The organism is Geotoga petraea, from assembly GCF_900102615.1.
Classification (GTDB): Bacteria; Thermotogota; Thermotogae; order Petrotogales; family Petrotogaceae; genus Geotoga; species Geotoga petraea.
This window is the reverse complement of sequence record NZ_FMYV01000003.1, coordinates 1-21006: the sequence shown is the minus strand read 5'-3', so window position 1 is coordinate 21006 and position 21006 is coordinate 1. Positions and strand designations below refer to the sequence as shown.

Here is a 21006-nt window from a genome sequence, read left to right as displayed (position 1 = left end):
TCCAATACTTTTCTTTTTTATATTTCTTCATTATTTAATACATTATTAGATAGTTAAGTATCTTGTCATTCTGAACGACGGTTTTTGGAGCTGAAGAATATAAAACCTTTTAAATTTTCTTCGAAAATTGACTGATTAGATCCTTACGACTCACTTCGTTCGCTCAGGATGACATTTGTTTAGCTTTCTATCAAAAATAAATAAATTGATGCGATGAACTATTGAGAATTATAGTACAAATTATATGTAGGGGTGCCCCTTGTGGGTACCCGTATAAAAATGCGTTAAAAAAATTGTATGTTTTTATAATGATATAATATAATTAATAAAAACAAGGGTGGGAAAGATTAATGAATAAATATACCAATTTTGTTGCTAAAAATAGAGTTGCATTAATTATTTTTTTAATCTTAGCTGTATTGCTAGCTATTTTGGGTATTAACCAAATAGAAGTTGCGAATGATTTCAATATTTTTAGAGTAGAAGGCTCAGAATACGAAGACAATCAAAAAAAAATGGAAAAATATTTTCCAGCAACTGAGCAAGTTTCTATAATGGTTGAGTTTGAAAAGAAAACATTAACTATGGATATTTTTCAAAAAATGATACAAATACAAAATAAACTGGAGGGCATATCCAATATAAGAGCTATTAACGGACCAGCTCCAGATCAAATTCCTATCGGAACAACATTAAAAAACATTTCAAATATAAACGAAAATGATCTACCCCAAATTGTTGAATATTACAATAGCTATCCAGCTTTATCGCCTCTAGTGAAAAAAGATGATAAAATATACGCCATTTATACAATTTTTCCAAAAGATGGTTTTGTATTAAAACAAATAAAAGAAATAGAGGGATTTTTATCTGAGAATAATTATAATTACTACGCTAGTGGAGATTTGTATATGCAGCAAAAAATAGGTGATTATGTAACTTGGATATTGTATTTTCTACCGCCTGCTGCCTTTTTCTTGATCTTTTTTGTTTTCAGAATAAAGATGGGTAGTTTAAAATCAACATTTTTAGCTATTCTACCAGCTGGTGTTGCAGCAGTTTGGACTCTCGGACTAATTGGAGTTATAGAGGGAAATGTTTCTCTTATAACTGTTCTAGCTCCTATTTTTACCATAGTTATAGGGAGCGCTGATGGACTTCATTTTGTATCTCACATTCAAGAATCTAGAAGTGAAGGATACAACAAATTGGATAGCATTTCTCACACATTAAAAATGGTCGGCATACCTATGATCATTACTACAATTACATCCATAGCAGGCTTTATGGCATTGTTGTTTATGAATATAAAAGCTGTTAATAACTTAGCCATATTTTCATCAATTGGAATCGCATTTGCTGGAATAGCTACCTGGCTAATACTACCAGTTATATTAACAGGTAAAATAAAATTAAAAAAACTAAAAAAATCCAAAACAGGTGTAAATTCTTTCATAAAAAGGTTGTGGGGCAAAAGATCTTTAGCAATTTTAATAGTTTTAATTATAGTTTCAGTGATACTATTCCCTAAAATACAAAATGAATTTAATTTATTGATGGTTTATAGAGAAAATACGGATATTTATAAAAGTTTTAATAAATTTGTTGAAATAAATGGAGGAAGTGTTCCTGTATTCGCTCTTTTAAAAGCGGATAATACTATACTTTCAAAAGATAACGCCGATAAAATATTAAACTATGAAAAAGATCTTTTAGAAACCGACTCTGTTAACAAAGTTATGAGTGTTTATGACATATATTCAATTTTAAACCAAAAAATATACAATAGAGATAAAACTGTATACCCCAACCAATTACAAATAAACCTTATAAACACTTTTATAAATCAACTTGAATCTAATCCAATAGATAATTTTTTAGATTTAGAATCGAATGTAGCGAGAGTTATTATTTTCCCGAATAGTCTTAAAAATGAAGATTTGAAAACAATACAAGAAATCACTGAAGAATATGATGATGAGAATGTAGAAATAGGTCTTTCTGGAGTTCAATATTATATGTATGATTTAAACAAAGATATGGTAAAAAATCAAGTTGGAAGTCTGATTATAGCTTTTGGGCTTATAATATTTTTGTTATGGATATCGTTGAAAAAATTTATCCCTGCATTAATTTCCCTCATTCCAATAGCCTCTACAGTAATAATTCTTTTTGGATTCTTGGGGTTATCTGGAATATCTTTGAATTTAATCACTACAACAATATTTTCTATAACTCTTGGTGTAGGGATAGATTATGCAGTACATTTCACATCTGTTTGGAAAAGTTACAAAGAAAGCGGATTAAATTCTGAAGAAGCTGCAAACAAAGCTTATAAATACACTTCAAGACCTATAATTGCAAATGCATTAGGACTTGCAGTCGGAGTATCTTCTATGCTTTTTTCACCTTTAAAAATACATGTGTATATTTCTATTTTAATGTGGGTTTCCATGATAGCTGCAGTTTTTCTAAGCTTATCTGTATTACCAACGATATTGAGAAAGATAAAATAAAATCCAAGGCAATTCACTTGGTTGGAGGATGGAGGTTTGATAGTTTTTTATCTATCATTTTAAAAGAGTTTAATTCAATTCCGAAATATAAAAACTCAAAGTAGGTCATAAAGTAGAAATTGTTTCACAATTTCTGTTGAAGGTTTATGGTTGGAAGCAAAAAACATTGTTAAATGTCTAAAATAATACAAAAACCAACAACCTCCATCATCCAACTAACAACAAAATAAATTGCAAAGCAATTTATTTTAAAACTGTTTCACTCAGTAAAACTCCAATACTTTTCTTTTTTATATTTCTTCATTTATTAATACATTATTAGATAACTAGGTATTATGTCATTCTGAACGACGGTTTTTGGAGCTGAAGAATCTAAAACCTTTTTAATTTGCTTCGCAAATTTATAAAATCAGACCCTTCGACGATGCTCAGGGTGACATTCTTTTATCCCTTTAATACTTGTTTTTTCATCCAAAATAATAAATAGATGCGATGAACTATTGAGAATTATAGTACAAAATTTATCTGAAAGAATGCTGTGAAATGCGTTTAAAAAATTGTATGTCCTAGTAAAATAAATTACAAAGTAATTTATTTTGTTATTTGTTGATAGTTGTTTGTTTTTGGTTTAGTTCATTCTTAAAAACTGCTTTTTTTCTAACAACTAACAACCGGCATCTAACAACCAAAATCTTCGATTTCTACTTAATAAAATTTATCATTTCTCTAGCTATAATATCTCTTTGCTCTTCTCTAGATATATCTGCTTCTAAATCGCCGTTTTGAGGACCATAATAACCAAATTGAGCGTGGTTTCCACCTTCAACAAAAACATATTTTGTATCTTCAGGAAGAAAATCTTTGCTGTTATCTATCTTTTCAACTGTAGCCAGACCATCATATTCCGCGTATATAGATAAAACTCTCACATTTTTATCTTTCAAAGAATTATTCTCTGCTGGATAAGATGCGTTTAAAATTAATCCTTCAAATATCCCAGGATTTTCATAAACAACTTTTGCTGCCATTGCACCACCAAGGGAATGTCCTGCAATAAACCATTTGTCTATATCTTGATTACTTTCAACTATTTCCAAAGCTTTGTTTGGTGAAAAAACAGCAAAATTAAAACTCATCTTCGAAATAAAAATTGTAATATTTTCTTTTGATATTTCTATAGCTAAAGGAACATATGATTTAGGATCGACCCTTGCTCCTGGATAATATATCAAACCCACTTCATTGTCCTCTCCTATTTTATATAATTCTTTTTCTTCAACGACTTCAATGTCTGAACTATTAATTATTTCATCTACTACTTCCATTGGCCCAAGTGGATTACCTGCCCAAATTAAGAATCCCAAAACACCTATTCCAAGTGCAGCTCCAGTTAACAAAATAATTTTCTTAATCATTATAATCACCTTCATTTATGAGTTTCATAAAATCAGAAAAATCCTGAAAAACTATATCCGCAGAAACAACTCCTTCTCCAAAAAAAGCTGTTTGTAAGCCCGCCCCTTTTGAAGACTCAACATCTATAACCCTATCCCCAATTGAAAGGGTTTTGTTTTTTTCTAAATCATACTTATCAATTATATATTCAAAGCCTTCCGAATCAGGTTTTCTTTCCAAACCAACATCTTTACTAACAATATCTTCAAAATAATCAAACATTTTATAATGATAAAGTAATTCCATAGCAGAATGAAATGTTCTGTGTGTATAGATAAAATTCTTGCCCCCATTTGAAATAATGTAATTCAATATTTCTTCAATACCTTCAAATGGACTCCTTGAATTTAAAGAGGTATACTTTTCACATTTCCTTATATATTTCAACTCTCTATCACTAAGAGTGTATTTCTCATTCAAATAATCTATTAGATGACTTTTGGACTTTTTAGCCATTTTTAAAATCGTTTCATAGTCTTCTTCAATCTTCTTATCTCTCAATATTTCAACAACTTTTTTTGAAAAAGCTGGATAAGTATCAAAAAGAGTTCCGCCAAAATCCCATATATAATTTTTATATTTCATAAAATCACCTCCATTTATAACACTTGTTAATATTATAACATTTTAGCTTGTGAATTAGATATTTCTTCAGTTAACCAAACTTTATTAAATTTGAATATTCTTGAAATTATTAATTAATCTTTAGATAATATAATGTAGGTGTAAGTAGTAAATTATTTCACAATACTTTAGGAGGTATTATTATGCCAAACATGCAAGTAAATGTAAAAGCAACAAAAGAAAATCCAACAAAAACAGTTGTTAAAGCAAGAAACTTTGAAATGATTATAGATGAACCAGCTAATTTGGGTGGAACAGATCACGGAGCAAACCCAGTTGAATATGTTCTCGCTGCTTTATCTGGTTGTTTAAACGTTGTAGGTCACGTTGTTGCTAAAGAAATGGGCTTTGAAATTAAAAGCTTAGAAATCGAACTAGATGGAGAATTAAATCCAGCAAGATTTATGGGTAAATCAGATGAAGAAAGAGCTGGATACCAAGCAATAAACGTAAAAATGAAACCTGAAACAGATGCAGACGAAGCTACATTAAAAACATGGATTGAAAAAGTTGAAAACAGATGTCCAGTATCAGATAATTTAGCAAACGCAACACCTGTAAACATAACTTTATAAGACATTCTTAAAATACTGACCCTTCTCCCCCTTTAAAAGGGGGTTTTTATTTTGTTTTTTCCATTTTTATCATTATTTAGTTACGATTGATTAAATATATTTTTATAATTATATTTATTTTGATATTACGACTTTTATTATAATGTTTTTGTTTGCTCTCTTATTATATTAGCACTCCTTGACATAGATTGATAATTATATTATAATATTAGTGAAAATAGTTGAAATACAAAAGGAAATTAAAATTAAAATAAAACTTATGGAGGTGTTAGTATGGCTATTAAGTTATACAGAAATTTTCCTGAATTTTCACCTTTAGACATTTTTGATGACTTTGAAAAAATGATGAAAGGTTATGAAAAGGATTCTTTTGGTAATATGAGTTTAGATCTTTATGAAACAGATGAAGCTGCATTTATTGAAGCTGAACTACCTGGAGTACAAAAAGATGATATAAGCATCAATGTTGAAGATGGTGTTTTAACAATCACCGCAGAAAAGAACATTGAAGAAGAAGAACAAAAAGGAAGAAAATACTTCACAAGAGAGATAAAATACGGTTCTTTCAAGAGAGCTTTTGAAATCCCAGAATATCTAAACGATGAAGAAATTAAAGCAAAATTCAACGATGGGATTCTAAAAATTGAAATTCCAAGAAAGGAAGAAGAAGTTAAGAAGAACAAAAAAATAGATATTGAATAATTCAAGTAAGCTCGGGTTAATCCCGAGCTTTTTCTTTTATAATTTTTATTGTTTCTTCAAAATTCTCTAAAAAAGGGTTATGCCCACTTTCTGAAATAATAAAATATTCAGAATTATCTATGTCTTCGCTAAATTTTTCAGCATTTGAAATTGGGACAACCTCGTCTTTATCTCCCCAGATTATATAAGTTTTGTTTTCTATATTTTTAATCCTATTCTTCAATATTCCAGCGTCATCATCTACGTTCAACTCGTGAATAACCATAGAAGGTATGTTGTAGTTAAAATAATATGATTTTAGAAATTCTGAATCATCAAAATTAGCCATATTGTTTATTCCAGTTCTAGCCAAAAACCTCTGAAAAAAATAATTTTGAAAAAAAGTTCTTATAAAAAAAGACGAAATACCTGGATGCTCTTTGAGAAAATCTGGATAAAAATTATTTGCTTCATACCCCTGACTATCCACAAGAAATAATTTATTAACTTTTTCATCTTTAAGAGTAATATGTAGAGCAACTTCTCCGCCCATAGAATGCCCCAATAAATTATAATCTTCATAATCAAAGTAATTTAAAAATTCTATTAAGGCTTCAGACATTTTTTCTTTAGAATTTTTCTCCAAAGAATACTCTGACGATAAACCAAAACTAGGGATATCTGGTACTATAACTTTATAATTTTTTGATAATTCTCTTGCAGCTTTCTCCAAATCTTTTGATGAACCTAAAAAACCATGTAACAAAATAAATGGGTTGCCTTCTCCATATTCTTTGTAAAATATCTTTCCATTTTCCAATTCTGCAAATTTATAATTTGATTTATCAACGTTCCTTTCGCCCAAAGAAGCCATAAAATGATTTATAGCCAAATTTATTATAAAAAAAGCAAAAATGAAAACAAATACATAAAAAACAATATTTATAATTTTTTTCATGATGACCCCCTCATTAATTTTTAATTGTTTTTATAAAAAATGTGGTAAAATTTTAATAAAGTATTATAAAAAATTACATTTGATAAACCTATTATACCAGAAAAGGAGTTTTTTATGTTTTTATTAATACCAATAAGTTATTTAATAGGGTCCTTCCCATTTGCTGAAATATATGTGTACATGACCAAAGGCATAAAATTATCTAAAACTGGCACCAAAAATATTGGCGTAGCAAACGCTTTTCAAACAGGTGGTGTTAAAGCAGGCCTTTTGACAGTTATCGTTGAGGTTATGAAAGTATTATTTCCATACTATTTTGTTTATACATACGGAAGTTCAGAATTAATCTTATACACATCATTCATTGCAGTATTACTAGGAATAATGTTCCCATTTACGGCTAAGTTTAAAGGCGGAAAAGGCAGAACCGCTGGTGGGCTGATAATGTATTTAATAGCCCCTATTCCAACTTTAATCCTTTTGGTTTCATGGACAATAATAATACTCACAACGAAAAAAGCCATGCTATCATCTGTTTTACCAACTTTCTTTATTCCAATACTTTTTTTCATATTTTCTGATAGAATCTCATTCTATTTTTCATTAATAATTTTTGCTTTATACCTTTTATCCGCCAAAAAAGAAAGGAACGATTTTTTGCACTATGAAATTACAAAAGAATAGAGGGGATATTTATGAATACAATAAAAAAATTAACTATAGCTAATTTAAAAAAAGATAAATTAAATGTTGGAAAAAAAATATATAACAATATATTCTTTTTAAAAAAAGATGTCAAAATCCCAAATAGTTTTTATATCAACTATAAAACGTATGAAAATTATAGAAAAAATAAAGAAGAAATAATCAGTAAAATAAAAAATGATTTAGAAAATATCTTTGAAAATAAAACTTATGTTGTTAGATCTTCAATAAACTCAGAAGATCTAGAAGAAAGCTCATTTGCAGGACAGTTTAAAACTTTTTTGAACCTCAAATCAAAAGAAGATTTGATTAAATCAATTATAAACATATATGATGAAATAATCGATGATAGAAATAAAAATTATCTGGAAAAATTTGGTAAAAAAGATTTTAAAGTTTCCATCTTAATCCAAGAACAAGTAATTTCAGAATTTTCCGGCGTTATTTTCACAAGAAACCCCGTTAATTATTTAAATGAAGTTGTTATAGAGTACGTAAAAGGATATGGCGAGTTACTCGTAGACAAAGGGGTTACTCCAGAAAGATGGAGATATAACTGGGAAATGTGGGTTGATAAACCTGTAAATCCAAAATTAGATGAGAAATACCTTGAAGACATCAAAAACAAAATATTAGAAATTAAAAAAGAGTACAAATTAGAAATCGATGCAGAATGGACAATCTCGAAGGGCGAAATTTATTTTCTACAGCTTAGACCGATAACCACCATAAAAAACATAAATATATATTCAAACAATTTATCAAAAGAATTTCTTCCAGGACTTATAAAACCACTTGTATGGAGTATAAACATCCCCGTTGTAAACAGTGCTTGGAAAAAACTGTTTGAAAATTTGATAAAAAAAGACTCTGTAAATATACATGAATTAGCAAAATCGATCCATTATAGAGCTTATTTCAATATGGGGATTATTGGAGAAATATTCAAAAAATTGGGTATGCCCAGAGAACTTCTAGAACTATTGATGGGAGTTTATCCAAAGCCACCAAAAAACATGTTCAAACCCTCTTTAAAAACTATGATTTATTTACCAAAAATGTTGGTTTTTATAATAAAAAATATCAACTTCAACTCTAAAGCAAAAAATATAATAAAAACATATACAGAAAAACTAGAAAGCTATAAAAAAATTGACTTCAACAGTTTATCTAAAAGGGAAACGATAAAAACAATAGACCAATTAATTGAAGACACAAAAAAATTAGCCTATTTTAACATAGTAACTCCTTTGGCAAATAGCTTTAGAACATTGGGTTTAAAAAAATATATTGAAAAAAGGCAATATTCTTTAGACATTTTGAAAGAACTTTCCAACCAACCAGAGATAAAAAATTTTGATCCAAATTACCATTTAAGCAAATTAAAAAAGCAGTTAATTGAAAAAGGAGAAGGGGCTAATTTTGAAAAAGAAGTTAACTCTTTCATAGAGAAGTTTGGTTTATTATCAGACAGCGGTAATGACTTTTCAAAACAACAATGGCAAGAAAACAGAAAAATGATAATAGAAATGGTGAAATCCCAAGAAACTATAGAAGATCAAGAAACTATAGAAGATAAAGAAGTAAACATACCAAATGACAAAAATTTGAAAAAGAGATTGAAGAAATCAAAAGAAATCCATCTTTTAAAAGAAAAGATAAGTTTTTTATACACCAATTTATATCAAATTTTCAGACCTCTTTTTTTGAGATTGTCCGAAATATTTATAAACGAAAATCTTTTAGATGAAAAAGAAGATATATTTTATATAAAATATGAAAAACTCAAAAAAGAAAGCTTCACAAAAAATGAAGTTAAAACAATAAAAGAAGATATGAAAGAAAAAGAAAGCATGACATTGCCTGGAACTATCGTTGGCGATAAAGTTCCTGACCACTTCATAACTCAGGATAAATCATCATTAAAAGGTATTCCTGTATCCAACGGATATTATTCTGGAAAAGTATCTATAATTAAAGGAATCAATGATTTTTCAAAGGTAAAAAAAGGAGATATAATCGTCATTCCTTATTCTGATATCTCTTGGAACCCAATTTTTTATAAAGCAGGCGCTATTATCTCTGAATCAGGAGGTATGCTTTCTCATAGTGCAATTATAGCTAGAGAATTGGGAATACCAGCTATTGTTTCTGTGGAGAACGTATTAAAAATTTTAAAAGATGATCAAAATGTATTTGTTGATGCCAATCAAGGTTTTATAGAAACTAAATAAAAGGGCCTTTAAAAAGGCCCTTTTATTTATTGTGTTATTCTTCTACTTTTCTTTTTAGTACTCCAACCATAAGTGCACTTACTATCATACCTGCTGCAATTGCAAGAATATATGGGAATACTCCATCAACGGCCCAGAAAACAAATATACCTCCATGTGGAACCGGCAATGTTGCGTTGAAAGCCATAGACAAGCCACCTGTAATTGCTGAACCAACCATAATAGATGGAATTACCCTTAACGGATCAGCAGCTGCAAAAGGTATTGCCCCTTCTGTGATGAAAGAAACACCTAAAACCCAAGCCGCATTACCAGCTTCTCTTTCGTCGTAAGTGTATTTGTTCTTGAATATAACTGTGGATAAAGCCAACGCGAGTGGTGGGACCATCCCCGCTGCCATAACTGCAGCCATAACTGCCGATGGTTCTTGAGAAGCTATAGTTGAAAGTCCAAAAGCATATGCAGCTTTGTTAATAGGACCTCCCATATCAACAGCCATCATTAGACCTAAAATAGCTCCGAGAATAACCGCGTTAGCTCCTGTTAATCCATTTAACCAATTACTTATACCTTCGTTTAAAGCTGTCATTGGATTACCTATTACAAAAATCATAACCAAACCGACTATAAAAACGGATAAAACTGGAATGATCAAAACAGGCAATAAACCTTCGAACCCTTTTGGTAACTTGATAGTCTTTTTCATACCAAGCACTAAATATCCAGCAAAAAATCCTGCAACAAGAGCCCCTAAGAAGCCTGAACCAGTTTGAGCGGCTAATAATCCGCCAACCATACCTGGAACAAGAGCTGCTCTATCTCCAATTGAATAAGCAATATATCCACCGAGTATTGGAATCATAAGAGTAAATGCTGCTCCACCAGCTGTTCCTAAAGCCTGTGCAAACTCTCCACTTTGCTCATATCCCCCAAATAGGAAAGAAAGAGCTATCAAAATTCCTCCAGCAACAACAAAAGGAATCATAAAAGAAACACCATTCATAAGATGTTTATAAACACCTTTTCTATTGCCAGATTTTTCTGCTTTAATGTTTTGAACTTCATCAACAAAATCTTTTTCTTTGGATTCTAAAGCACTTTTAATAACTTTTTCTGAATTTTTTATAGCTTCAGAAACGGATACTTCAACAACTTTTTTACCAGAAAACCTTTCTCTTGGGACATTAGTATCTGCAGCTATTACAACAGCTTCTGCTTCTTTAATATCTTGAGCTGTAAGTTCATTTTCAACTCCAACAGACCCTCTTGTTTCAGTTTTCATCTCATAACCCATTTCTTCTGCTGCCTTTTGCAAAGCTTCTGCAGCCATATAAGTATGGGCTATTCCAGTAGGACAAGATGTAACTCCAACTAACTTCTTAGCCATTTTAAACCCTCCCGAACTTGATATTCTTCTATTTTATTTTTAGGCACTTGTGCTGTTCCCTCAGTGATGACTTTTGCCGTAGCACAAGCCCTTGCCATTACCAACGAATCTTCCAAACTATATTTCTTACTAATTCCATAAACAAAACCCGCTAACAACGAATCGCCTGCACCAACTGTACTCTTTGCTTCAACTTTAAAACTTTCTACTTGTAAATAGTTTTTAGAATCCAAATATTCAAAACCATCTTTCCCTTTTGAAAGTATTATTGAAATTCCTCTTTTTGCAATTTCCTCTTTAGTATATTTAATTTCAGATAGCTCGTGTTCATTTGGTTTTATAAGATCTGGTTTTGATTCTATTGATTCTTCAAGCTGCTCTCCAGAAGCATCTAAAACTACAAAAGCTTTTTTCTCTTTAGCTATTTCAATTAAAGATCTATAAAAATCTTTTGGGGTGCCTTTTGGTACACTGCCTGAAATTACAACGATATCATCTTTTGAAATAATATTCGAAAACTTGTTTTTGAAATCCCTCAGCACTTGGTTGTTTTCAACTTTCCCTTTTTCATTTAGCTCTGTAATTGACTGAGTTTTTTCATCTTGTATTTTGATATTTTCTCTGGTATGAGAATTGGGATTAAAAATAATTTCAGAGTTCAAATTATATTTATTCAATTCATTATCTAACTCCTTAAAATTCAAATCCCCTGCTAAAACCAAAGCCTTATTATCTATTTCAAGAGTGGTTAGTATTTTGGAAACGTTTATGCCTTTACCACCCAAATCTATACGCACGCTTTTAATTTTATTGAGAGTATTCTTTCGAAAATCGTCTACAATGATTGTTTTATCAAAAGCTGGATTCATTGTGACTGTGATAACCATAATCTTCTCTCCTTTTTAAAAAAATTTATGATGGTTGTTAGTTGCTGGATGGAGGTTGTTGGTTATAAAATGCTCTGCATTTTGGTTTTTGGTTTAGTGCATTTTTAAAAATTGCTTTTTTCTAACAACTGACAACCAGCATCTAACAACAGGGATCTCTGATTTCTTCTTTTCCATCTTCCAACATCCAACTCATGGACTTTATCCTTAAATTCCCCTCTAAATGTGTTAGAGGGGACGTGCGCAGCACAGGGGTGTTTAGGCTTTTATGCTTTCAACTTCCAACAGAAATTATGCAATAATTTCTACTATATAACTTACTTTGAATTTTTATATTTCGAAATTGTTCTAAAACAAAGTGCCTAAACTCCTTACCACTAAAGTGGTCCCCTTCTCTAAAACATTTAGAGGAGACTCAAATTTTCTTTGAAAATTAACCTATGAGATCCTTCGATTTCTACTTTACTTCTACACCTTTTTTGCTCAAACTTTTCATAATGTTATTTTTAGACTCACTAACTATCACCTTAAAATCTTCCATCTTTGAAATTTTCCAAATAGAAATGCTATCAGCTTTTGAAGAATCTACAACTAAAACAGGAACATTCGCTACTTCAATCATCTTCTTTTTTATCTTTACTTCTTCTCCCGCGGGTGTATAAGCAAATTCTTCATCATAAGCATTCGCGCCTATAAAAGCTTTTGAAATAGAAATTTTGTCCAAAAATTCCATATCATAACCAGAGAAGATGAAAGCACCCGTTTTTTTTCTGTAATGGTTACCCACAATGAACAAATCTATGTTCTCTTTTTTACTAAGTTTATTGATAATATCTATAGAATTTGTAAAAACTGTTAAATTATTTTCAAAATTTTTCTCAATAAGGGTAGTGATCTCAAGAGTGGTACTTCCTGAATCAAGAAAAATTACGTCATCTTGCTCTATTAATTCAAAAGCCTTATTAGCTATTGTTTTCTTGGCTTCTTTATTCTTTACTCTTTTCTCATCCATGGTTAATTCAGAAACAGTTGATTTTTGGTTTCTGGTTACCCCACCATGAATTCTGGACACTTTACCCATATTTTCCAATCTTTTCAAGTCTCTTCTTATTGTTACTTCTGGAGTATCAAGATTTTTTGCAATTTCTTTTGTAGTTATCATCTCTTTTTTTTCGAGCATTTCAACTATCTTTTTCATCCTTATATCTTTAAGCATATAAATCACTCAATATTTTTTACAAGGTTGAGAATTTCTTCTTTTGATTCAGCATTTTTTAAATTTTCTCTGAACTTTTCATCCATAAGGTTTACAGATAATTTTTGTAATATTTTTAAATGTTCATCAGCTGATTTTTCTGGAACGCCTATTAAAAAAATCATGTCAACTGGTTCGTCGTCTAAAGATTCCCATTCCAAAGATTTTTTTGGTTTGGCTAAAACAACAAAAGGTTCATGCACTGAAGACGATTTACCATGCGGAATTGCTATGTTGAAGCCTATGCCTGTGGTAGAGTGTTTCTCTCTTTCCAAAACAGCTTTTGAAAAATTCTTATAACTATCCACATAGCCCATATTTTCTAATTCTTTTGACAGATTTTTCAATATATCTTTTTTATTCTTCGATTCATAATCTAAAAAAATCAATTTTTCATCGAATAACGACATTTTCTCACCTCTTTATAAGTTATGGTACAAATATTTTTTTACTTCAGGTATATTTGAATAACTCATACTCAAAGTTTTAACACCTTTTTCTATCAACAATTTTGCCATTTCTGGTATTGCAGCGCTTTCCCCACAGAAAGAAACATCAATACCCTTGTTTATCGCTTTTTTTATTATAATATCTATTAATTCCATTACTCCTTCGTCAAAATAATCGTATAAATCCGAAATTTCATCATTGGTTCTATCAACAGCAAGCGTATACTGTGTTAAATCGTTTGTCCCAACGCTTATAAAATCTATGTTTGTATTTTTATCAAAAGATAAAGCCATTGATGGTGTTTCAACCATGATTCCAAAAGGGATTTTTATATTGTATTTTTCTTGTTTTGGTTTTATAAACTCTTCAAAAAATCTGTTAACTTCTCTATTGTTTGAAACCATTGGAATCATTATTTTGAAATTGTGCCCTTCCTTAGAAAGTTCAAACAAAGATTCAATTTGATCTTCAACCAGTTTATGAACCTTTTCCTCTTCGTACAACCTTACCCCACGTTTACCAAGAAATGGATTTTTTTCTTTAGGTAATTTCAAATAATCAATCTGTTTGTCTCCACCTATATCGAAAGTTCTTAACACGATTTCTTTTTTACCCAAATTATTCGATATTGTTTGATATATTTCTTTTTGTTCCTTGTAATCAGGGGCTTTTTCTCTATCAAACAATATAAACTCTGTTCTCAAAAGTCCTATTCCATCTATTTCTTCTATTATTTCCGATTCTTCAACTGAGCCTATATTGGCTTTGAATTTTATTTCATTATTTTTATAAATTATTTTTTTATTTTTGAACTCTTCTAATTCTTTAACCATTTTATTGTAAGATATTTCTTTTTCTTTAAATTTTTTGATAAATTCATCATCTGGCTCAACGTAAAAACTATTTTCTTCTAAAGCATCCAAATAAATTTCTTTGCCATCTAAATTATTTTCAACATCTATGTTGGTCAGCATAGGTATTTTAAATGTTCTTGCTAAAATAGCTACATGTGAAGAATAGCTCCCCTTTTTTGTTAGCAGTCCTGCAATCTTGTCTCTGTTCTCTATAAATAAAGAAGCACTCATATCTTCCATATACAAAATTGTATTTTCTCCTAATTCTATATCTTCATTTGAAAGTTTAAGCTTGACACTTTCAACTAAATCCTTTATATCGTGTATCCTTTCTTTCAAATAATCATCATCTAATTGAGAAAATAACTCTTTTGCGTAATCATAATACGCATCCAACGACTTAAAAATATTTTTTGTTTTATCAAACTTATCTTTTATAAAATTCAAAAATTCCTCATCTTCTAACATAAGGGCTCTTGATTGCATTAAATAATCATCTTCATACTTTTCGTATTTTACTTTTAACTCATCTACTGCTTTTTCAAAATCTTCAAAAGAATAATCACAATTTTTTGAGTTGGCCTCTATTATTTTTAATTTTCCCTTTGCAATACCTTTTGAAAGTAAGTTACCTTCAAATTTTTTCAATTTTCAAAACCTTCTTTTTCCATTTCTACAATGATATCCTTGGCTTTTTGTTCTTCTTTTCCAGAAATTTTAAACTCAACTTTATCACCTTTTTTAATCCCTAAAGCTAAAACTCCTAAAACACTTTTAATATTCGATTCTTTTCCATTAGCGTTTATTACAACGTCTGCATCAATTCCTTTCAACTTTTTAGACAAATTAGTCAATGGTTTAATATGAAACCCTTCTTCATTTTTTACTTCAAATGCTAAATTTTCCATATCGCACCTCCAAATAATCACTTTTTATCATTTGCACTCATTTATTATCATTTTAATACTTTTTAATAAAAATAAAAAATGCGAATAAGGTTATTTTAGATTGATTATATATGATAAGAAGTGATTGTTTTTGATTATTTTGCTTATTCAAAAGAACCAAAAAACTAATTTTTATTTATAAACCTTGTTATCGAATTAACATTAAATTAATATTAAAGTTATATAATTAAATAGTAACATAATTAGATTCTAAAAAAAGGGGGGAATTTAAATGAAAAAGATTTTTGTTATTTTAATTCTTGTTGTTGGCTTAATGGCTTTTTCAATGAACTATTCAGCTGATGAAAAAGGTATTGGAGCAATTGGTGGAGAACCATCTGGACTTTACGGTAGATATAACATAAATAATTTTACTTTTGTAGATGGTACCGCAGCTTGGTCTTATTTTGGAAGTCATATAACATTAACAGCAAATTATAATTTAGTAAATAATTTAGATGGAGATCTTTATTACAGATATGGCGCAGGAGTTACAGTAGGTCTTGGTAATGCCATAAGTGTATCAGTCAGAGTACCTGTTGGACTTGAATACGATTTAGAAAATTTAATAGATTTACCAATTATAATATTTGCTGACGTTGCCCCAGGGATAGAAATAATACCAGATATGGCTAGATTCCATATTTATGGTGGAACAGGATTTGTTTATTTCTTCTAAAATATTTAATTACCAACCCGAGATTTTTATCTCGGGTTTTTATTTTATTATTAATATGTTTTTCTATAAAATTAGTTCATTTTGTGAATATTTATTGATTATATGTTAAAATGTAAATGGTATACATATTAAAAATCGGGGGATGAACGAGATGTTTTACAACAAAATTGAGGAAGATTTTGTTGCAATTTTAGATAAAATAGAAAACAATAGAATAAGATCTTTTATAAAACAAGGAATTAAAAAAAATTGGTTTATTTATTACACAAATAATCTCAACCATGAATCCATAAACAATTACACTTTTATAAAAACATTTTTAAACAATCAAGAAAAATTACTTCCTGTTTTTGAGAAAAAAATAGACGAATTGAACATGGATAACTATGATGACGAAATATCTTCAAAAGATTTTTTCTATTTTTCTTTATTTTTCAGCATTATACTCATGTTTTCTGGTCAGTTCTACAACAATATGTATGTTAACGGAGAATTTGAAAACAGCGAAAAAATATTTTTTACAGATAGATTCCCCAATATTAAAAAGCATCTTTTGGGAATTAGCTCAATAAATTTTTTAAGAACTGGAAGCATTTTTGACCCATTGATGGAAAATAAAAACAACAATTGGCTGATAAATTTTTGGGAAATATTCTCCAATCAAAAAACTTACACGCACTTCAAAAAAAACGTAATTGACTATCTTTTCAGAGACTTCTTCTTTTGCAGCGAGCCTAAATCTGTGTCTATATTCAAAGAAAACACACTTGTCAATAAACCGATTACACATCAACAAAAAAATGTATTAATTTTTATTCAAAAAATAATAAATCTGAATCTATTTATTTGTAGTTTTGATGGAAACTATTTAAATAATTTGGAATCTTTGGAAAACACTTACAGATACAACCTACTTACAAACATACTCAAATATCTCAAAAACTATAAAAACTCTGTGTTTTTTGGTTCTTTAAAAGAAGCGAACAAATCTCTACAATCTTTTGATAAATATGACATATACGAAAAAGCTTATATTTTTAACGATTTAAAGAAATTATCCGACAAGCTATTAAACTATAATTTATCCAACGTAAAGGACATGTATGAAAACTATGGCAAGAAAACCATGTACGACCCCAAAATAGAGATCTTGGATATGATTGGGTACTACGCAACTAAAATGTACGAAACACATCAAAAAAAGGTATTAAAAACATATAACATATATAATTTAGGATTTAAGGACGATTTACTATATTTAGATTTTCATTTTACTTATTCTTTTGAAGATGAAAATATATATGAAAAACTATTGGAAAACTCTATAAATAATTTAAAAAATAACGGTATCATAATAAATCAGAGCTAATTAAATGCTCTGATTTTTTTCATATTATTTTTTTAAAATAAACGGTGGTGAACTAACACGTCTCTCCCTTTTTTCCATAGTAAAAATTGATTCTTTTTGTTATAATAAGAGTGTTAATCTAAATGTATCTTTAGTAAAAACCCAATCTTTAAATTTATTATTTTACAAAACAATTTGGAGATACTAAAATTTACATCAGGAGGAGATAATAATGTATAATACAGTTGTTATAGGTGGTGGACCAGGTGGGTACGTTGCCGCAATTAGATTGGCTCAATTGGGGAAAAAAGTAGCTGTAATTGAAAAAGATAACGTAGGTGGAACTTGCACTAATTGGGGTTGTATCCCGACAAAAGCTATGCTAACAGCTTCTCATTTATATACAGATATCATTAGTAAATCAAAAAAAATGGGCATAAAAGTAGATAACGTAGATTATGACTTAGCTGGGATTATGAAACATATGAAAAAATCAGTGACTATGTCCAGAAAAGGAATTGAATTTTTGTTCAATAAGAATAAAATAGATTTGTTTAAAGAAACAGCTGAAATTGTAGACAAAAATCATGTGAAAGCTGGAGAAAAAACATTTGAAACTAAAAACATCATCCTTGCTCATGGTTCCGAACCAGTTATGTTCTCTCCATTTAACAAAATAGATGGAATATGGACAAGTAACGAGGTTTTCCAAATGCAAGAAGCCCCCGAATCTATTCTTATAATAGGTGGCGGAGTAATTGGCTTGGAATTCTCTAATTTCTTTGCAAGTTTGGGTAAAAAAGTTTATTTGGTTGAATTATTTGACCACATTCTCCCTTATGAAGACGAAGACGTGGCAAGTGAAATCAAAAAAGTACTCAAGAAAAAAGGCGTGGAAATACTTGAAAAACATAAAGTCGCAGATGTTGTAAAAAATGAAAATGGATATATATCAAAAATAGAAAATGATGATAAAATAAAAGAAATAGAAACAGAAAAAATCCTTCTCGCAGTTGGAAGAAAACCTGTAATCCCTGAAGATGTTAAAAATTTAGGAGTTGAAATAGAAAAAGGTGTAAAAACAGATTCAAAAATGAGAACAAACATAGACAATGTTTATGCTGTAGGTGATATTAGATCTCAAATCATGCTTGCACACGTTGCAAGTTTTGAAGGTATAACTGCAGCTCATAACATCGCTGGACAAGAAAAAGAAATGGATTACTCAGCAGTTCCATCTATCATTTTTTCAACCCCAGAAATAGCTTCTACAGGAGTTAAAGAAAAAGATGTTGACCCAGATAAAGTCATAATATCAAAATTTCCGGTTTCTGCTAATGGTAGAGCAAAAACTATGGAAGAAAGAGATGGATTTGCAAAAGTAATCGCAGATAAAGAATCAAGGAAAGTAATTGGATTTTCTATTGTATCTCCAAGTGCAACAGATATGATCATGGAAGGTGTTTTAGCAGTAAAATATGGATTAACTATAGAACAATTAGCAGATTCTATTCACCCTCACCCAACTCTAACAGAAACATTGCTTGGGGCAATTGAAGGTGCTGAAGGGATGGCAATACATATTTAATTATATATCGGGAGGTAATAAATATGAAAAAGTACGCTGAATCTCATGAATACGTAATTAAAGAAGAAAACATTGGTATCGTAGGGATCTCTGCTAATGCAGCTGATGAACTAGGCGATATCACTTATGTTGATCTTCCTGAAGAAGGAAAAGAAGTAAAAAAAGGTGACATAATTTGTTCAGTAGAATCTGTTAAATCAGCAAGCGATGTATACGCTCCAGTGAGCGGAAAAATCGTGGAAGTTAATTCAGTTTTAGAAGATACTCCTGAAACAATAAATGATGATGCAGAAGGCAAAGGCTGGATCTGCAAAATCGAAATGTCAGATGAATCAGAATTAGACGATTTAAAAGATGATGATGAATAATTATTAAGCTCGGATATTAATCCGAGCTTTTATTTTTCTAAAATATGTTCCATACCCATATTAAATATTTGATTTATATGCTCATCGTCCAAAGAATAAAAAACTGTTTTTCCTTCTTTTCTATATTTCACCAAATTTGCCCCTCTTAAAACCCTCAGTTGATGAGAAACTGCTGATTGAGTCATCCCTAAAGATTCTGATATATCACAAACACAAAGTTCAGAGTAAAAAAGAACATTCAAAATCTTAATTCTGGTGGTATCCCCAAAGATCTTGAAAAAATCAGCTAATTCATATAAAACCTCATCTTTTGGGATTTCCCCTTTTATCTTTTTCAACTTATCTTCGTGTATTACTGTTTTTTTGCAAACTTCTATCTTATCTTTTTTCATTATTTCACCTCTCAAAAATGTTTTAATTTAAAAAATCAACAAGCATTTTTTTTATTTCGTTATTTTTCTCATAATAAAGCAAATGTCCTCCAGGGAGTTTCTTATATATTTTATTCACAAATTTTTCACCAAAATAATGATTTGGACCTATTGAATAGTCTTTGTCACCAACTAACAAAAGAACTGGTATATCAATTTTTGAAGACAAATAATAATGATCTTTCATATACTCTTTATCTCTAAAAACATATTTCATATAATCTTGCCCTTTTCCAATTTTCAAACTTTTGTCAACGCTGTTTAATCTATCATAATCTTCTTTTGTGCAACCCAAAAGCTCGTGATATTTACCTTGAGAAGATAATATAGAAATTGTTTTAAGTAATTTGTTTACAAGATCATCTTCTTGCTCAAAAATTTCTTTATAACTCACATCTAATATTTCCAAAGATTTTTTTACCTGAACGTTCAAAGACCTTCTAATACTAAGGCTACCATTTAAAAATATTGCTTTATTAACATATTTTGGATACTTGTACAAATAATTAATAAGAAGAGTCCCTCCAAAAGAATGGGCTATAATATTCAAATCTACAATACCTAAATGCTCCCTTAGTTCTTCAATATCTTTGATGACTCTATCTAAAGAGTAATTATTATCGTTAGGAAAATCAGACCTACCACAACCTCTTTGGTCTAAATAAATCATTCTAAAAGAATCCTCAAAATTTTCCCCGCCCAGCTCTTCAAAACTTCTACTCCACCCACCGGGACCACCGTGTAAAAATAATAGAGGCTTGCCTCTGCCAGATATTTTATACCATAAATCTACATTATCGCTTGTAGTAAAAATCATTTCTTTACTCCTATTCATAAGTACTTCGTAATTTTTTTTTTGGTTTTTATATGAAATAATAAATAAGCACGACGAATCAGATCAAAAAATAATAGAGAAATATAAAAAAGAAAAGTATTGGAGTTTTACTGAGTGAAACAATATAAAAATTGATGTTGAAAAACACGGATGTTTTTCATGCGAATTTATCCACGGATGGATAATATGAGCTGTACATCAATTTTATTGTTGAACGAAGGTTAAAAAA

Annotated in this window: 20 protein-coding genes; 9 read left to right on the top strand and 11 right to left on the bottom strand. The window is 29.7% G+C overall.

Features of this window, described 5'->3' with window-relative positions; translation table 11 throughout:
- Window positions 1-350: 350 nt before the first annotated feature.
- The gene (locus tag BLS00_RS04010; protein WP_091403037.1) at window positions 351-2516 is read left to right on the top strand and encodes an efflux RND transporter permease subunit; all 2166 of its coding nucleotides are present in this window, start codon (window positions 351-353) and stop codon (window positions 2514-2516) included.
- A gap of 701 nt (window positions 2517-3217) precedes the next feature.
- Here the strand turns inward: BLS00_RS04010 and BLS00_RS04005 are convergent.
- Window positions 3218-3931 carry an alpha/beta hydrolase gene (locus tag BLS00_RS04005; RefSeq protein ID WP_176759835.1) on the bottom strand — a complete coding sequence of 238 codons (714 nt, stop codon included), beginning with the start codon at window positions 3929-3931 and terminating at the stop codon, window positions 3218-3220.
- Window positions 3924-4556, bottom strand: a complete 633-nt coding sequence (locus BLS00_RS04000; protein ID WP_091403034.1) for an HAD-IA family hydrolase — start codon at window positions 4554-4556, stop codon at window positions 3924-3926. The genes BLS00_RS04005 and BLS00_RS04000 overlap by 8 nt, the downstream gene beginning before the upstream one ends.
- Window positions 4557-4738: 182 nt before the next feature.
- Between BLS00_RS04000 and BLS00_RS03995 the strand changes: the two genes are divergently transcribed.
- A complete protein-coding gene (locus BLS00_RS03995; protein WP_091403033.1) occupies window positions 4739-5170 on the top strand; it encodes an OsmC family protein in 432 nt (143 codons plus the stop codon).
- 273 nt (window positions 5171-5443) lie between these two features.
- Complete coding sequence (locus BLS00_RS03990; RefSeq protein WP_091403031.1) at window positions 5444-5872, top strand: Hsp20/alpha crystallin family protein; 429 nt, start codon at window positions 5444-5446, stop codon at window positions 5870-5872.
- Window positions 5873-5888: 16 nt separating this feature from the next.
- Here the strand turns inward: BLS00_RS03990 and BLS00_RS03985 are convergent, their stop codons facing one another.
- Window positions 5889-6809 (bottom strand): alpha/beta fold hydrolase, encoded by a 921-nt coding sequence (locus BLS00_RS03985; protein WP_091403030.1) that lies wholly within the window; start codon window positions 6807-6809, stop codon window positions 5889-5891.
- Between the two features lie 114 nt (window positions 6810-6923).
- Here BLS00_RS03985 and BLS00_RS03980 point away from each other — a divergent pair, with 114 nt between their 5' ends.
- Entirely contained in the window at window positions 6924-7493 is a 570-nt protein-coding gene (locus tag BLS00_RS03980; protein ID WP_091403029.1) for a glycerol-3-phosphate acyltransferase, read from the top strand.
- Window positions 7494-7504: 11 nt separating this feature from the next.
- Window positions 7505-9748, top strand: coding sequence for a PEP/pyruvate-binding domain-containing protein (locus BLS00_RS03975; RefSeq protein ID WP_091403027.1), 2244 nt, complete (start codon window positions 7505-7507; stop codon window positions 9746-9748).
- Window positions 9749-9782: 34 nt separating this feature from the next.
- Here BLS00_RS03975 and BLS00_RS03970 read toward each other — a convergent pair whose 3' ends face one another.
- The 6 genes from BLS00_RS03970 to BLS00_RS03945 form a co-directional block, all read right to left on the bottom strand.
- Window positions 9783-11135, bottom strand: coding sequence for a PTS fructose transporter subunit IIC (locus BLS00_RS03970; protein WP_091403025.1), 1353 nt, complete (start codon window positions 11133-11135; stop codon window positions 9783-9785).
- Window positions 11120-12022: a 1-phosphofructokinase family hexose kinase gene (locus BLS00_RS03965; RefSeq protein ID WP_091403024.1), complete on the bottom strand. Its 903-nt coding sequence runs from the start codon at window positions 12020-12022 to the stop codon at window positions 11120-11122. Before BLS00_RS03965 ends, BLS00_RS03970 begins: the two co-directional genes overlap by 16 nt.
- 457 nt (window positions 12023-12479) lie before the next feature.
- Window positions 12480-13238 carry a DeoR/GlpR family DNA-binding transcription regulator gene (locus BLS00_RS03960; protein ID WP_091403022.1) on the bottom strand — a complete coding sequence of 253 codons (759 nt, stop codon included), beginning with the start codon at window positions 13236-13238 and terminating at the stop codon, window positions 12480-12482.
- A gap of 5 nt (window positions 13239-13243) precedes the next feature.
- Entirely contained in the window at window positions 13244-13687 is a 444-nt protein-coding gene (locus BLS00_RS03955) for a PTS sugar transporter subunit IIA (RefSeq protein WP_091403021.1), read from the bottom strand.
- Window positions 13688-13699: 12 nt separating this feature from the next.
- Window positions 13700-15229 (bottom strand): putative PEP-binding protein, encoded by a 1530-nt coding sequence (locus BLS00_RS03950; protein ID WP_091403019.1) that lies wholly within the window; start codon window positions 15227-15229, stop codon window positions 13700-13702.
- Window positions 15226-15489: an HPr family phosphocarrier protein gene (locus BLS00_RS03945; RefSeq protein WP_091403018.1), complete on the bottom strand. Its 264-nt coding sequence runs from the start codon at window positions 15487-15489 to the stop codon at window positions 15226-15228. The genes BLS00_RS03950 and BLS00_RS03945 overlap by 4 nt, the downstream gene beginning before the upstream one ends.
- A 271-nt stretch (window positions 15490-15760) precedes the next feature.
- Between BLS00_RS03945 and BLS00_RS03940 the strand changes: the two genes are divergently transcribed.
- The 4 genes from BLS00_RS03940 to gcvH all read left to right on the top strand — a co-directional run bounded on the left by BLS00_RS03940 (window position 15761) and on the right by gcvH (window position 19511).
- Window positions 15761-16207, top strand: coding sequence for a hypothetical protein (locus tag BLS00_RS03940; RefSeq protein ID WP_091403016.1), 447 nt, complete (start codon window positions 15761-15763; stop codon window positions 16205-16207).
- Between the two features lie 151 nt (window positions 16208-16358).
- On the top strand, window positions 16359-17576 hold the full coding sequence (locus BLS00_RS10565) for a hypothetical protein (RefSeq protein ID WP_091403014.1): 1218 nt from the start codon (window positions 16359-16361) through the stop codon (window positions 17574-17576).
- A 211-nt stretch (window positions 17577-17787) separates the two neighbouring features.
- The gene (lpdA, locus tag BLS00_RS03930) at window positions 17788-19143 is read left to right on the top strand and encodes a dihydrolipoyl dehydrogenase (protein WP_091403012.1); all 1356 of its coding nucleotides are present in this window, start codon (window positions 17788-17790) and stop codon (window positions 19141-19143) included.
- Between the two features lie 17 nt (window positions 19144-19160).
- Window positions 19161-19511, top strand: coding sequence for a glycine cleavage system protein GcvH (gene gcvH, locus BLS00_RS03925; protein ID WP_176759846.1), 351 nt, complete (start codon window positions 19161-19163; stop codon window positions 19509-19511).
- A gap of 29 nt (window positions 19512-19540) precedes the next feature.
- On the opposite strand, the gene BLS00_RS03920 is transcribed toward gcvH, so the two are convergent.
- Together BLS00_RS03920 and BLS00_RS03915 are read right to left on the bottom strand one after the other, a co-directional pair.
- A complete protein-coding gene (locus BLS00_RS03920; protein ID WP_091403009.1) occupies window positions 19541-19903 on the bottom strand; it encodes an ArsR/SmtB family transcription factor in 363 nt (120 codons plus the stop codon).
- A 22-nt stretch (window positions 19904-19925) separates the two neighbouring features.
- A complete protein-coding gene (locus BLS00_RS03915) occupies window positions 19926-20759 on the bottom strand; it encodes an alpha/beta fold hydrolase (RefSeq protein ID WP_176759834.1) in 834 nt (277 codons plus the stop codon).
- Between the last annotated feature and the right edge of the window lie 247 nt (window positions 20760-21006).